At 35.1% G+C, this 14,847-nt stretch carries 16 protein-coding genes; all 16 read right to left on the minus strand.

Annotated elements, in window-relative coordinates; translation table 11 throughout:
• Nucleotides 1-82: 82 nt before the first annotated feature.
• The 16 genes from proC to QVO42_RS03730 all read right to left on the minus strand — a co-directional run bounded on the left by proC (nucleotide 83) and on the right by QVO42_RS03730 (nucleotide 14,767).
• Nucleotides 83-862: a pyrroline-5-carboxylate reductase gene (gene proC / locus QVO42_RS03655; RefSeq protein ID WP_022424821.1), complete on the minus strand. Its 780-nt coding sequence runs from the start codon at nucleotides 860-862 to the stop codon at nucleotides 83-85.
• A 40-nt stretch (nucleotides 863-902) separates the two neighbouring features.
• Entirely contained in the window at nucleotides 903-1,979 is a 1,077-nt protein-coding gene (gene ftsZ, locus QVO42_RS03660) for a cell division protein FtsZ (protein WP_022424822.1), read from the minus strand.
• A 15-nt stretch (nucleotides 1,980-1,994) separates the two neighbouring features.
• On the minus strand, nucleotides 1,995-3,260 hold the full coding sequence (ftsA, locus tag QVO42_RS03665) for a cell division protein FtsA (protein WP_022424823.1): 1,266 nt from the start codon (nucleotides 3,258-3,260) through the stop codon (nucleotides 1,995-1,997).
• Nucleotides 3,261-3,363: 103 nt separating this feature from the next.
• Entirely contained in the window at nucleotides 3,364-4,137 is a 774-nt protein-coding gene (locus QVO42_RS03670) for a cell division protein FtsQ/DivIB (protein ID WP_022424824.1), read from the minus strand.
• Nucleotides 4,138-4,139: 2 nt separating this feature from the next.
• Nucleotides 4,140-5,051, minus strand: a complete 912-nt coding sequence (gene murB, locus QVO42_RS03675) for a UDP-N-acetylmuramate dehydrogenase (protein ID WP_022424825.1) — start codon at nucleotides 5,049-5,051, stop codon at nucleotides 4,140-4,142.
• 1 nt (nucleotide 5,052) lies between these two features.
• Nucleotides 5,053-6,141: an undecaprenyldiphospho-muramoylpentapeptide beta-N-acetylglucosaminyltransferase gene (murG, locus tag QVO42_RS03680; RefSeq protein WP_022424826.1), complete on the minus strand. Its 1,089-nt coding sequence runs from the start codon at nucleotides 6,139-6,141 to the stop codon at nucleotides 5,053-5,055.
• Between the two features lie 11 nt (nucleotides 6,142-6,152).
• Nucleotides 6,153-7,493 (minus strand): UDP-N-acetylmuramoyl-L-alanine--D-glutamate ligase, encoded by a 1,341-nt coding sequence (murD, locus tag QVO42_RS03685; protein WP_022424827.1) that lies wholly within the window; start codon nucleotides 7,491-7,493, stop codon nucleotides 6,153-6,155.
• Complete coding sequence (gene mraY / locus QVO42_RS03690; protein WP_022424828.1) at nucleotides 7,494-8,462, minus strand: phospho-N-acetylmuramoyl-pentapeptide-transferase; 969 nt, start codon at nucleotides 8,460-8,462, stop codon at nucleotides 7,494-7,496.
• 65 nt (nucleotides 8,463-8,527) lie between these two features.
• On the minus strand, nucleotides 8,528-10,651 hold the full coding sequence (locus QVO42_RS03695; RefSeq protein ID WP_022424829.1) for a penicillin-binding protein: 2,124 nt from the start codon (nucleotides 10,649-10,651) through the stop codon (nucleotides 8,528-8,530).
• On the minus strand, nucleotides 10,651-10,941 hold the full coding sequence (locus QVO42_RS03700; RefSeq protein WP_022424830.1) for a cell division protein FtsL: 291 nt from the start codon (nucleotides 10,939-10,941) through the stop codon (nucleotides 10,651-10,653). Before QVO42_RS03700 ends, QVO42_RS03695 begins: the two co-directional genes overlap by 1 nt.
• On the minus strand, nucleotides 10,941-11,879 hold the full coding sequence (gene rsmH / locus QVO42_RS03705; RefSeq protein ID WP_022424831.1) for a 16S rRNA (cytosine(1402)-N(4))-methyltransferase RsmH: 939 nt from the start codon (nucleotides 11,877-11,879) through the stop codon (nucleotides 10,941-10,943). The genes QVO42_RS03700 and rsmH overlap by 1 nt, the downstream gene beginning before the upstream one ends.
• A 5-nt stretch (nucleotides 11,880-11,884) precedes the next feature.
• A complete protein-coding gene (mraZ, locus tag QVO42_RS03710; RefSeq protein WP_022424832.1) occupies nucleotides 11,885-12,316 on the minus strand; it encodes a division/cell wall cluster transcriptional repressor MraZ in 432 nt (143 codons plus the stop codon).
• Between the two features lie 186 nt (nucleotides 12,317-12,502).
• Nucleotides 12,503-12,679, minus strand: coding sequence for a 50S ribosomal protein L32 (gene rpmF, locus QVO42_RS03715; protein WP_022424833.1), 177 nt, complete (start codon nucleotides 12,677-12,679; stop codon nucleotides 12,503-12,505).
• 14 nt (nucleotides 12,680-12,693) lie between these two features.
• On the minus strand, nucleotides 12,694-13,209 hold the full coding sequence (locus QVO42_RS03720; protein WP_022424834.1) for a YceD family protein: 516 nt from the start codon (nucleotides 13,207-13,209) through the stop codon (nucleotides 12,694-12,696).
• Nucleotides 13,210-13,346: 137 nt separating this feature from the next.
• Nucleotides 13,347-13,949, minus strand: a complete 603-nt coding sequence (locus QVO42_RS03725) for an alpha/beta hydrolase (RefSeq protein WP_022424835.1) — start codon at nucleotides 13,947-13,949, stop codon at nucleotides 13,347-13,349.
• Nucleotides 13,946-14,767: an HAD family hydrolase gene (locus QVO42_RS03730; protein WP_022424836.1), complete on the minus strand. Its 822-nt coding sequence runs from the start codon at nucleotides 14,765-14,767 to the stop codon at nucleotides 13,946-13,948. Before QVO42_RS03730 ends, QVO42_RS03725 begins: the two co-directional genes overlap by 4 nt.
• Nucleotides 14,768-14,847: the final 80 nt, after the last annotated feature.

Genomic DNA, 14,847 nt, shown 5'->3' on the forward strand with positions numbered 1-14,847 from the left:
TTTTTTTGATTTTTATTCATTTTTTATGAAAAAATGTAAAAGAAAGCCTATAAACGCTATTTTAGCGTCTATAGGCTATGTTTTATCTGTTCATTGATTTTTCAATCGCATTAATGAATGCACTGCGCATACCTGCATCTTCTAAAGCTTTTACGCCTCTAATAGTAGAACCGCCTGGTGAAGTGACATTATCCTTTAAGATACCTGGATGAAGATCTGTTTTTAATTGCATCTTTCCTGATCCAAGTACTGTCTGACTTGCAAGCTTATAAGCCATTTTTCTTGGCATGCCCTGCATAACAGCTCCATCAGCTAACGCTTCAATCACCATATAGATATAAGCAGGTGCACACCCTGATAATGCACCACCTACACCCATTAAGTGGTTTGGTACGACTTCTATTTCTCCTACTGATGAGAAAGCATCTTTAATAGTACTAAATTCTTCATCAGTCAAAGAATGAGTCTGTTCTAATAGGCACATACCTTCTCTTACTGCCATTGGAGTATTTGGCATAACTGTTAAATGTCTTGTAGATGCATCTAATAGTGTATTATATTTATCAAAGTCATAGCCAAGTACAATAGAAACAACTGCTTTACCTTTTAAATCTCCTTTGATATCAGCTACTACTGATTCAATCACCTGGGGTTTAACACATAAAAAGACAAAATCACTTTCTTTTACGACTTCATGTGCATCATTTAAAGCTACAATTCCAAAAGAACTCATTTTATCTAGTTGAGCTTTATTTAAATCATAAGCACATATTTCTTTACCTGGAATAAATCCAGATTCTACAAAGCCTTGCGCAATTGCACTCGCCATATTACCCATACCTACAAAACCAAATTTATACATAAGAATTCCCCCTTGTAAAAAAAGCTAACATAATGTTAGCTTAAATTTTTCTATTTCTAATAAAGCCTGGTAATGGATCTTCATCATCATCTTCAACAACTGTAGTTGTCTTATTACCATGTACTGTATATGTCTGTTTTGGAGTTACTACAACTTCTTCTTCAGACTGATCTTCTTCAAAACCAGTCGCAATGATAGTAACGATAATCTGATCATCTAACTGATCATTAGAAGCTACACCCATGATTGCATTGACATCATTGCCAATAGCTTCAGTAATAGTCGCAAATGCTTCGCTTGCTTCAAATAATGACATGCTTGGTCCACCAGTAATGTTGACGATTGCATCCTTTGCACCGTTGATAGATACATCTAATAATGGAGATGATACAGCACGTTTTGCAGCTTCCTGTGCTTTATTTTCACCTTCATCCATACCAATACCAATAAGTGCATCGCCACGGTCCTTCATGACTGAGCTAACATCCGCAAAGTCAAGGTTGATCATTGCTGGAATCGCAATTAAATCAGTAATAGTCTGAACTGACTGACGTAAAATATTATCTGCTTCTCTGAATGCTTCATTCATTGGACGATTACCAATTACTTCAAGAAGACGATCGTTAGATACAACGATAATAGAGTCTACGTTCTTACGTAATTCTTCTAAACCTGCAAAAGCCTGTCTTTTTCTTCTTGGCCCTTCAAATGTGAAAGGAGAAGTGACAACACCTACTGTTAATGCGCCTAAATCTCTTGCAATCTTTGCAACAACTGGCGCACCACCAGTACCAGTTCCACCACCCATTCCGGCAGCAACAAAGACCATATTTGCATCAGCTAAAGCTTCTCTAATTTCATTTTCAGATTCCTGAGCTGCTTTACGTCCGATTTCTGGATTTCCTCCAGCACCTAATCCCTGTGTAATATCTCTTCCTAAGAAGATCTTATTCACACCTGTAATACCTTTTAATACCTGTGCATCAGTGTTTGCTACATAGAAATCAACACCTTTGACTCCATCAGTCACCATTCTATTAACGGCGTTGTTTCCTCCGCCACCTACACCAATAACTTTTATTTTTGCAACCTTCACAAAATCTAAATTTTCATCCATTGTCCTGCCCTCACTTTAATCATCACTTAATATCGAATCAAAAAACTTTCTAAACTTGCCTTTATGATGAGTTGTTTCAGTCTTAGCCATCGTTAGACCTCTCACCTTTAAACTCATCGTGCTTGATAAATCAGGAAGAACAAGTGATACAACATCTTCACCTATCAATTCCTTTCGATCATCTAAGCAATATAACATACCTAAACACGGTACCAGAGACATATCTCTTGCACCTACTGTTTCAGGTCGATAACATCTTACAGGTGTACCTAATACATCTGTCGCAATTAAATTGAGGCAAGGTAATTCTCCTCCACCGCCGACAACAACAGTTTCATAAGTACGTCCATCATTGACAGCATCTAAACAGTGTTTTATTTGTGCCATCATTTCCCACACAGCTGTCTGTAATACTTCAGACAAATCCCTCTGTGTATAATTTTTTTCTACCCCATCTACGATAGTAGTATGGATAATATCTTCTTCACCAAGACCATTTTCACATGTGCCGTATTTCACTTTATATATTTCAGCCTGTTCCATAGAAATCTGCCATGCATCTGCAATAGCACAAGTTAAGGTATAACCGCCTATTGGTACAGCCTTTAAATATTTCAAATAACCCTCTTCAAAGAAAGAAATAGTGGAATGATCATGTCCGATATTGATCATCACTGCACCTTCTTGAAGATATACAGCATCAAACGCTTCTTTTGCAGAAGCATATGCATCAATCGTAATATCAATAACATCTAAACCTGCTTTTTCTACAGCCATCAGGTAAGAATACAATACCTTCTTGTTTGTAGTAATCACAAGTGCTTCTACCTTTAAAGAGGCAGAACGCATACCAAGAGGCATATGATCCACTTCTTTTGTATCTAAAAGATACTTAACAGGAATAGTTGATACAATTTCTTCTTTCTTGCTCTTTTCAAAACGTTGTGCAATCTTTAAAACACGTACAATATCACTGACCTCAATTTTATCCTGAGGTGAATTCACTTTTGTAATACCTTTAGTTTGATACGTCCTTGCATAATTGCTAGGAAGAACAAGTGCAACAGATGTAATTGTTGTATTCAATTCAGCATCTGCTTCCTTAATAATTGATCTAATTTCATCAACCAGTACTTCTTCATTTTTGATCAAGCCACCCTCAATGGCGTGACTCGCTAATTTCTTCGTGAAGAGTATATTAATATTAGTGCTCATCAACTCTGCGACAAGTAGCTTCAGTGTCGTAGAACCGATGTCTAAAACAGCATATATTCTTTTCATAGACACTCTCCTTACATATAATCTTATTTTATCATAATTATAAAACAATGAAAACGATTTATAGACTACTTATCACGAGTTACATATATATGACTCGTAAGGTTTACTCGCATTTAGTCATGTATAAATTTCTTCCCTCAAATGAGAATACACATACATCACTTTTACTTTGCATATAAGCAGAGTAATCAAAACGAGATGGAGACAATGTATCCTTCATACCCTGGATATCTACAATCAATTTCTTTCCATCATCAAGTATTAAAGCCACACGATCATCATATCCTTTTTCTGGAGAATAAACGATATCACTTACAGCATTTCTAATCGTAACAGGAATAACAGCATACTGACTTGCAAGTTCTTCTACTGCCTTGATATCAGTAAATCCTGAAATCTTAGGAATCTGTTTGAGTCCTGTATAATTCATACCTTCAACAACCTGAATAAGTTTACCTTCTTCAGTAACGACATAGGTTTTATTGTCTAGTTCCATATATGCCACCAAAGCTGCTTCTTGAATTTCAATAGAAACACCACCAAGGATGTTATGAGTAACATAAGCCTTTGTGACAAGACCTGTCTTCTTCAGATTATCTTTAATCGTGTCATTATTTAACAAGAAATGATAGGTATGATCTGTAATGCCTGATTCTTTTACAACTAAATCTTTTGTAAGCTGTGAATTACCTGTTACCTTTATAGACATAACCTTTGATAATGGAGATATCATATATCCTAAAACTATTAAAAGAATAATACCAAGAAGTGTCAAACGGCGCTTTCTTAGTTTTCTTCTACGTCTATTTTTCTCAATTAACTCACGTGATGGGCTGCGATCATATTCATTAAATACAAAATCGGGCTTCTTATCCATATTTAATCCCAATTCACTAAAATAACTTCTTTATGAAGCTTGACTCCAAACTTCTCATAAACAGTCTTTTCTACAAGTCTAATGAGATCAAGTATATCCTTTGCACTTGCATATCCATTATTTACGATGAAATTTGAATGTTTAGGTGATACCTGTGCACCACCAATTTCATAACCGCGCAGCCCTGCTTCATCAATATAACGCCAGGCAGGTTTTTCTTCAGGGTTTCTAAAAACACTACCTGCACATGCAAAATTCCATGGCTGTGTACTCATACGACGTTCTTTACGCTTATCTAATACCTTACGGATTTCTCCTGGATCTTTAGCTGTCATTTCAAATGTTGCATCAAGAATGATCCAGTTTGGATGCTTTTGTAACACTGAATGACGATAAGAGAATTCCATATCTTCTTTACTTAATGTAATGATATTTAAATCATCATCAAGCACACGTGCACTTACAAATACATCTGCCATACAATACTTATAGGCACCAGCATTCATATAAATACCACCACCCATATCACCAGGAATACCACCCATAAATTCAAATCCTGATAATCCTGCTTTGGCACTCGAATAAGCTAAGGCAATCATAGAGACACCCGCCTGTGCCACAATAGTGCTACCATTCATCTTCACATCATCAAATGATTTCATTGAGATAATGATACCATCATATTCTTTATCACTAAATAGGAGATCACTGCCATTACCGATAACCATGTGCTTAATATCATGATCACGACAATAATTTAAAGTCTGAATAAGTGAATCGATATCGTTTGCTTTAACGAATATCTTGGCAGGTCCACCCACTTTATAGGTTGTATGCTTGTACATAGGTTCATTCTCAATGACTTTGCCTATATTCATAGACACAAGATCATTATATACCTGCTTCACATCCATATTAGCGTCCTCCAGTTAATTTTAAAATTTCTTTATAAATATCCTCACATGCATGAGGCTTACCTAAAGCAAGTGCTTTTTTAGATAATTCTTTACGCATTTCTTCATTGTTCATATATTGATCAACAACTTCTACAAATGCATCTGCATTTAAATCTTTTTCTAGAATCAAATGAGCAGCCCCTTTGGCTACAAGTTCACGAGCATTGTATTCCTGATGGTTAGCCACTACATAAGGACTAGGAATAATAATAGAAGCTGTACCTAATGCTGTCATTTCAGCAAGAGTTGTAGCCCCTGCACGACTCACTGCTAAATCGCAGCTATGTAAAACACTAGGCATATCATCAATATATGGTAATACATGAATAGAATCACTTAAGTCCTTAAGTTCTTCCTTCATCTTGTCATAATAAGTCTTACCTGTTACATAAAGTACATCATAATCCTTATGATCCATCTTATGTAATGCATCCTTCATTACAGCATTGACTGTTGCTGAACCGAGTGATCCCATAACAATCACCATAACTTTTCTATCAGGCGCAATATTGTAAAGATCATGAACATCCTTGAGTACTCCTTCAGATACAACAGAAGCACGAGGGTTACCGAGTAACTTTGTCTTATCCTGTGGAAATGCTTTTAAGGCTTTTTCATAACAACAGATAATTTCATCTACACGTTTAATCAAGATTTTGTTTGTTAAACCAATGATAGAATTCTGTTCATGGATCATAGTCTTATAGCCCTTCTGACTTGCTGCTAAGACAATAGATGCACTAGGATAACCACCAAACCCAATAACGATATCTGGATTAAATTCCTTTAAAATCTTCTTTGAAGACTTTAAAGATTTTAAGAAAATCAAAGCATTTTTAGCTTTCTGTAAAGGATTGCCTACAAGACCTTTTACATGTAAACCACGATATGCTAAACCCATCTGAGGTACAATCTGAGATTCTAATCTATCTGTTGTACCTACAAATAAGAATTCAGTATCAGGATCACATTTCTTAATATAATCAACTAAGGCAAGAGCAGGATAGATATGTCCTCCTGTTCCACCAGCACTTACTATAATTTTCATTTAACTCACTCCTATAACTTGTTCACGATGTCTTTGAAGACATTTCCTCTTTCAACATAACTATGGAATTCATCGAATGAACTTGTTGAAGGAGAAAGCAATACAACATCGCCTTCTTCAGCAATCTCTTTTGCTTTTAAAATTGCATCTTTCATATGATCTACTACGATTGTATGAGGATGTTGCATATCTTTAGAGAAACGTTCTTTTGTTTCACCAAAACAGATGAGTGTCTTAATAAGAGAATTTTGTTCTCTTACATCTTTTAAATCAAGATTCTTTTCATGACCACCCATTAATAAAATAACAGGTTTTTCAAACGCTTTAATCGCAATCACTGCTGCATCTGTATTAGTTCCCTTAGAGTCATTATAATAACGTACGCCATCAAGTTCTCTTACAAACTCAATACGATGTTCTACACCCTTGAATGCAGCTAAAGTATCATGAATAGATTCAAGACTTACACCTACTGCTCTGCACGCTGCAATCGCAACCATCATATTCGCAACATTATGTAAACCTACAATCTTGATTTCATCACGACTAATGACCTTCTGACCCTTGTAATAGATCGCATTGTCTTTAAGTTCTACATCTGCCAAGCTTTTAACTGAGAATGTTTCAATGCGTGATGAAACAGGATACTGTGCTAAATAAGACTGTAAAGTTTCATCATCACTATTATTAATAAATAAATCATTCTCATCCTGATTCATATAAATACGCATCTTAGATGCATAATATTCATCTAGAGAATCCATATAATCAAGATGATCCGGTGTTAAGTTTAAAACTGTAGCCACTTCTGGCTTGAATTCTTCAATATCAATAAGCTGGAAGTTAGACATTTCTACTACCACATCATGTCCTTCTTCTTCATATAAATGTTCATTTAATACGACTTCACAATAAGGAATACCGTAGTTACCGCAAATATGTGCCTTGCGACCTGCAGCCTTCAAGATTTCATAAATCAAAGTCACTGTCGTCGTTTTTCCATTTGTTCCTGTTACCGCAATATAATGCTGCTTTTTAGCCACTTTATAACCTAATTCAATTTCTGTATAAACAGGAATACCACGTTCTTTTAAACGTAAGATAAATGGTGCATGATAATTGATTCCTGGATTTTTAACTACAAAGTCAAAATCTCTTTCAAATAATTCATCTGGCTGTCCACCACAAACCATTTCAATTCCTTCACTCACATATGTGTCATATTCAGGAATATCTTCTTTTTTCTTTGATTCATTGATAGTGATATCAGCATGCATAAACTTTAATAATTCAACTGCTGCCTTACCACTTTTTGCAAGTCCTAATACAAGTACTTTTTTGCCTTTAAACATTTATAACACCCCTAACAATAATCCAATAATACCCGCAATAAATCCAACTGCCCAGAAAGTGACAACAACTTTATTTTCGCTCCATCCACACATTTCAAAATGATGATGAATAGGAGCCATTTTAAATACTCTCTTACCTCTTGTCTTAAATGAAATAACCTGAATACATACAGATAATGTTTCAATTAGAGGTACGATTCCAATAATCAATACAAGTAGTTCCTGCTTAGTGATAACTGCAAATGCTGCAAGAATACCACCTAATGCAAGAGAACCGCAATCACCCATGAAAATCTTAGCTGGATGTGCATTAAACACTAAGAATCCAGCGAGACCTCCCATAAGTGCAGCACCAAATATTGCTGCTTCAATATTCTTACTTAAAATTGCAAATGCAACAAATGGTGTTAATGCAATAATCATAAGTCCTGTTGCAAGGCCATCTAATCCGTCTGTTAAATTCACTGCATTAGATTCTGCAGTAAACATGAAATAAACAAAGACTGGATAGAACCAACCAAGATTAACACTAATATGTGCAATAGGAATAATAATTTCAGTTGAGAAGTTAGGTAAATAAGCTTTAGCTAAGAAATAGAATGCAATCGCAACAACTGACTGCATTGCATATTTATAACTAGGCTTCAACCCTTTATTACTATGCTGTACAACAATTAAGTAGTCATCAATAAATCCAATAAGTCCAAATCCTACTAATGCAAATGTTAATAGATTAACATATGGATTCATAAAGTTCTGATAATGGCAGATATAAGCTGCAATCACAGTAGCTATGATAAATACGACACCACCCATTGTAGGTGTTCCGCCTTTTTTCTTATGAGAAGCAAGTCCCTCTTCTCTTTCTACCTGTCCAAACTTTAATTTATGTAAGTAAGGTATAACCTTAGGCATGGCCACTAATACAAGTGCTAATGCCACTATAAAACTGATCATTAATAGAAACATGAAAATTTCCTCCCTCTATTTTACCCCACAAGTGTAGCATAATATGGGTGTAAATACAATGTCACTTATTTCGCATAAAGCTCAATCTCAGTGCCTTGTTTTAATTCAGTTCCCTTTGTAATACTTTGGGCATAAATAGAGCCCAAACCATTCATTTTAATTTCAACACCTGTGAGTGATGCAAAGGCTTCAGCCTCTTTACGAGACCAGCCAAGCATTGAAGGCATTGTATATTTCTGTCCATCTGTTAATAAAAGTACTTTAGAACCCATTGTAACTTCTGTTGTACTTGATGGATATTGTCCTACCACTGTAGAACCATCACCAATGAGTATTGGTGTAAGCGAATGTTTCTTTAAGATACCTTCAACATATGATGTACTTTGATTCATATAGTTATTTAATACATAAGGTGTTGAATTTACCTTTTCAGTATCTTTGCTTAAGATATTTAAAGCTGATTTAGTAATACTCTTGACTAGATCTCCAGAATAGTTAGTACCGCTACTTTCATTCTGGAACCAGACTATAACTTCTACTTCAGGATCACGATAAGGTGCCATACCGACAAAGGAATGTGTATGCTTAGAAGCAGAATAAGCACCATTTTCTGCAATCTGGCCAGTACCAGTCTTACCAATGATTTCTACAGATGAATCTCTATAATCACGACCTGTTGTTCCATCAATATTAACGACACCATATAAAAGTGTTCTCATCTGAGCCACTGCTTCAGTAGAATAGATTTTCTTAGAATAAGAAGTCTTAGCACTATAAAGTGTCTTACCATTTGTAGGATTGACTACCTTTTCTACTAAATAAGGTTCTACTGTACGACCATCATTCGCAAATGCTGAATAACCTCTTAATAGCTGTAGTGTAGTAACTGAAGAACCTTGACCAAATCCTGTTGTGAAATATTCTAAGCTCTTTGTTTTACCGTCATAACCCTTTACACCACTACCAGAGAACAAGCCATCTACCTTACTCGTCTGGAATAATCCAAGATTCTTATAATCTTCAATTAAGCTAGACATATTTGTATGTTCAGCAAGAATATGACAAATAGCTGTATTAGAAGAATGATATAAACCATCTCGATAAGTAATACGGCCCCATCCGGTTTTATTGTGGTCATGAATTGTCGCAATAACACGGCCATTAGATAAATAATCATATGTACCAGATTCATATTTGCTATCTAAATCTAATACACCATCTGTTAATGCATTTGCATAGACAAATGGTTTGAAAACCGAACCACATTCAAATGCTTCATTTAAGAATGTATCGTTATAATTAGTTAAATCTCGTTTATTAGGATCAAATGAAGGATAGTTAGATACTGCAAGAATAGCCCCTGTTTTGACATTCATAACTACAGCACAGGCTTTTTTAGCCTTTGTATTTTCCTGCATATCTTTCATTAATGAATCTAATTCTGTCTGAAGTGTTGAATTGATTGTTAAATAAACATCATTTCCACCTACTGCCTTCTTATCAGAAATAACCCCATTAGGAAGAGTATTATGCTTAGAGTCTACTAAATAAACTCTCTGCCCATTTGCACCCTTTAACCAATTATTATAAGTCTTTTCAATACCCATCTGACCTACAATATTATAAGGATCTGTTTCTGCAGCTACAGCTGCATAGCCTACTTCATAACTTGCAAAATCACCAAAACGATAATTACGAGATGTAATTTCATCAAACTCAAGACCAGGTAGTTTCAATGCCGTAATCTTCTCTTTTGTGATAGAAGATAAATTACGGCCATAATTACCAAATTCTACCTGATATGTATTCTGATTCAAACGATCTAAAATTGTTGCTTTAGATACACCTAGAATAGGTGCTAACTCTTCAGCTGTTTGATCTTTATCTACAACATATTGAGGATTCTTTTTAGCATCTAATCTTTTTGCAAGAATAGCCCTTAATTTATATTTCTTTACATCAGAAGCAACTATTTCGTTATCACTTGTATAAATAGTCCCACGTGCTGCCTGAACAACCTTAGTGACCTGTCCTCCTCCACGATTCTTCGCAAAGTCTCTTACATTGACGTTACTGATCATTGTCTTACCTGTTGTACATAAGTAACAGACATTGATTGCGAGTATAACCATCATAAAGAGAAATACAAGCATAACGACCTGACCGCTTCTATTTCTAGATCTCTTCATTATTCTTCAGCTCCTACCACTGCAGCAGCTGCAGAACTAGGCTGATAATCATAACCTTTCTTAGTGGCAACATCCTTCATACGTGAGAAAGAAGCCAATTCCTGTTTAGACATCTCTAAAGCATCAATATCTGACTGCACATTAGATATTTGATCCTGTGTCTTTTTGATTTTCGCATTAAGTTGTGATTCATATGAATTCAAATAAATACTACCTACCAAAAATAGTACAAAAGAGAACGCAAGCAGCATTTCTGTAAACTTTAAAAATCTTGATTTTCTTCTTTTCATTATTCATCACGTATCCTTTCTATTACTCTTAATTTAGCTGAATGAGAACGTCTGTTCTCTGATAATTCTTTTTCATCTGCCACTATAGGCTTTCTTGTAACCTTCTTAAAACGAGGCTGGTATTCCTCTGGAATAACTGGCATCCCCATTGGTAAATCCGGTACCGCAGTCTTTTCATTAAACATATACTTTGTAATTTTATCTTCTAATGAGTGGAAGCTAATGACTGCCACACGTCCACCCACATTAAGTAGATCTAATGAATCTGTTAAAGCACGTTCAAATACATTTAATTCATCATTCACTTCAATACGAATTGCCTGGAAAGTGCGTTTTGCAGGATGCCCACCTGTACGTCTTGCACGAGCTGGAATAGCCTTTTTTACTATTTCTACAAGCTCAAAGGTTGTTTCAATAGGTTTAACCTGTCTTTCCTTTTCAATCATTCTCGCAATTGATTTCGCAAACTTCTCGTCCGCATACTTATATAAAATAGTCACTAAATCCTGATAAGAATAATTATTCACTACTTCATAAGCACTTAAAGGCTGTTCTTGATTCATACGCATATCTAGTCTTGCATCTGTATTATAGCTAAATCCTCTTTCCGCATTATCAAATTGTGGAGAAGATACACCTAAATCAAATACAATACCATCTACCTTATAAACGCCCTCCATTGAGAGTCTTGCCTTAATCTCTTTGAAATTTGCATGAATAATAGTAAAGTTGTCAGAAATTTTTGATAATCTTTCTCTTGCAGCTTCAATCGCATTGGTATCCTGATCAAAGCAATATAAATGTCCTGTTGTCAATTTTTCTAGAATACGAGAACTATGTCCCCCTCCTCCTAGAGTACAATCCACATAAATACCATCTTCTTTTATATTCAATGCATCGATTGTTTCATCTAATAATACACTATAGTGTTCAAACATATTTATCATTCCTCATTTTCTGATATTCTTTCTGATAAGTCATCAAACTGGTCATCATATTCATCATAGAATGCATCCCATTTAGCAGTATCCCATATTTCAATATGTTCACCAGCGCCAACGATTGTACACTCTTTTTCTAGATGAGCATGTGTACGTAATACCTGGGGAATATTGATACGACCTAATTTATCAAATTCACTGCAGCTCATACGAGAAGTTACCATACGTAAATAAGCACGCTCTTCTTTCTTCTTATTTGATAACTTCTTCAATTCTGCATAATAAGTCTGCCATCCTTCTTCTGTATAAACATCTAGACAGCCTTCGTGGCCTCTCATGATATAGACATGGTCTCCGCATTCACCACGGAATTTAGCAGGGATGCTCAAACGGCCTTTAGTATCTAGATTGTGCTGATATTCACCAAAGAACATACCTTACTCACCATTCCTTTCCACAATTATCCACTTTCATACAATTCTTACCACTATTATAGACTTACAATGCACTTTCAGACAAGAAATTTATGGATTTTAAACACAAAAAAAAGTTTTCTAGCATAAAACGCTAAAAAACCTCTTAAAAATAAAAAAAGAGAGATTTTCATCTCTCTAAAGGAATTATTTTCCATCCTTAACTTTAACGCCATTATAATAACCACAATGACCACAAACTCTATGTGCTAATTTGAATTCACCACATTCTGGACATTTAACAACTGCAGGAGCTGATAATTTGTCATGAGTTCTTCTCTTGTCTCTTCTTGTACTTGATACTCTTCTAAATGGTACTGCCATCTTGTTCTACCTCCTTATTCCTGATCCTTGAAATAATCTTTGAGTTTTGCTAAACGGGGATCGATTGTATCCTCTTCTTTTGCGACTACTTCGCTTTCATCCATAACTTTCCAGCCTGAGCCGCTCGTTTTCATCTTTGCGCCTTCCTTCACAACTCTCATTGGAATAGCCATCATGATTTCCTGGAATATAACAGAAGTAAGATCAGCAACATCCTTTCTTGCTTCTACAACATCCTCATCATCTTCAGGCTTATAAAACGCAAACACAACATCTGTATCAATAGAAAATGGGTAATCGACATCTTCCAATGATATAGCGCAAGGAACAACCATTGTTCCCTGAACATGGTATGTTACATATAGACGTTCTTCACTACTATTGAAGTTGCCTGATCCTGTAACTTCCACATCCTTCAAATCATTGATTCGAGATAAGTTATAGAACATTTCTTTAGGAAACGTTATCGTTTCTTCGAAATCAAATTTTCCGTTTTTCTGTTTGACTAACCAATTACGATTCCATTTCACCTTGATCACCCTCTATAACTGCATCACCCATTATAATGAAAATTAGATTATAAGTCAATCAAAAAAATCATTTTCTAATGGGCATTAATCGCATATTTCTTAAAATGTCTTTGCGACAGTGTGTATTCTAACATAGTTTATTCAAAAAAGATAGATAAATTTTCAAAAACCCATTTAAATCCTCTGATCATTCTTTGATCTGGTTCAGTGAAATGACCCCCATTCTCTTCTATATATATACATCTGTTATTCTTGGCTAGATATTGATAAGTTTCTATTGTGTTTTGTCCTACTGTACACATGAGTTTATTCTTTGTTTTTGATTCTTTTCTACCTAGACTCAAGTATACTACTGCTTTTCTATTAATGGTATGAAGATAGTTGATCCAGCCTGGAAACCATAAGGAACCAGATGCACTTATACATCCTACAAAAGATTCATGTCTTCCATACATCCACAAACTAAACAAACCACCAAGTGAATAGCCCGCAATAATATAATGATGAGAAGAATTCATAGTTGAAAGAATCCACTTTTCAAGTTCCTCACCCTTTCCACCAAAACCATCAGCAGGCCATGGAGAAAGTTCACTGTTCCAATCCTTAATAACTGGTGCAATAAGACAATAGTTTTTCTTTAATGATTCTACAATTGAAGTACAGTCATGAAAGAAACAAAAAATATAAACGTCAGCATCTTGATTGCCATAAATCTGGCATTCTCTTCCATAATAAATCATATTAACTTGTAATGCTTCATCGCATTATATAATCCATCTTCATCGACTGTATCAGTCACATAATCAGCTACATCTTTTGCCAAATCAGCCCCATTGCCCATTGCAATGGCAGTACCTGCCATTTCTAACATTTCTATATCATTTGTAGAATCTCCAAATGCATAGGCATTTTCTATTGGTTCACCAACAGCTTCCATAAAATCCTTAATAGCAGCCCCTTTAGATACACCTTTAATCATCATTTCTCCAGCCTTTGCACCAAATGTTGATGTATAGCCTCCTGCTGGTATAAAAGTTAAGCTTGGGTCTAATTCTTTCATGAATCTCTCAGCAGCTTCTACTGTATCAAAAGTTGCATCAATCTTAAGAATTGGATTATTCTCTATTTCAGCCATTGTCTTCATACTCTTTTTCTTGAACACTTCTTCAACAGGTTCATCAAATTTCTTTTTAAACTGTTCTTCAAACATAGCATGTGTATAAGGATTCTGATAACCATATTTCCAATCTATGATCTGATAGCCTCCACCTAATTCTTCAATAAGTTCAAGTGTTTTCTTTACAACATCACTTGAAATGATTTTCTGTAATTCTGGCTTACCATCACGAACAACCGCTGCGCCATTCGCAATGATTGCATCTTCTATTCCAATCATAGATATTTCTTTTGTCATAAAATAACTTCTTCCTGTACAAAAGAAACAATGATGCCCATTTTCTTTTGCTTTCTTAATCGCCTCTATTGCACTTTGTGGCACAGTATGTGTAACATCACTTAATAAAGTACCGTCTATATCAAAAAATAAATATTTCCCCATATGTTTTCTCCTATATTAATATGATTATAATGTAATCTCTTTTTAGTATTATAGTACAACCATAAAAAAAGAAACATTAT

The organism is Catenibacterium sp. CAG:290 (assembly GCF_000437715.1).
GTDB classification, from domain to species: Bacteria; Bacillota_I; Bacilli_A; order Erysipelotrichales; family Coprobacillaceae; genus Catenibacterium; species Catenibacterium mitsuoka_A.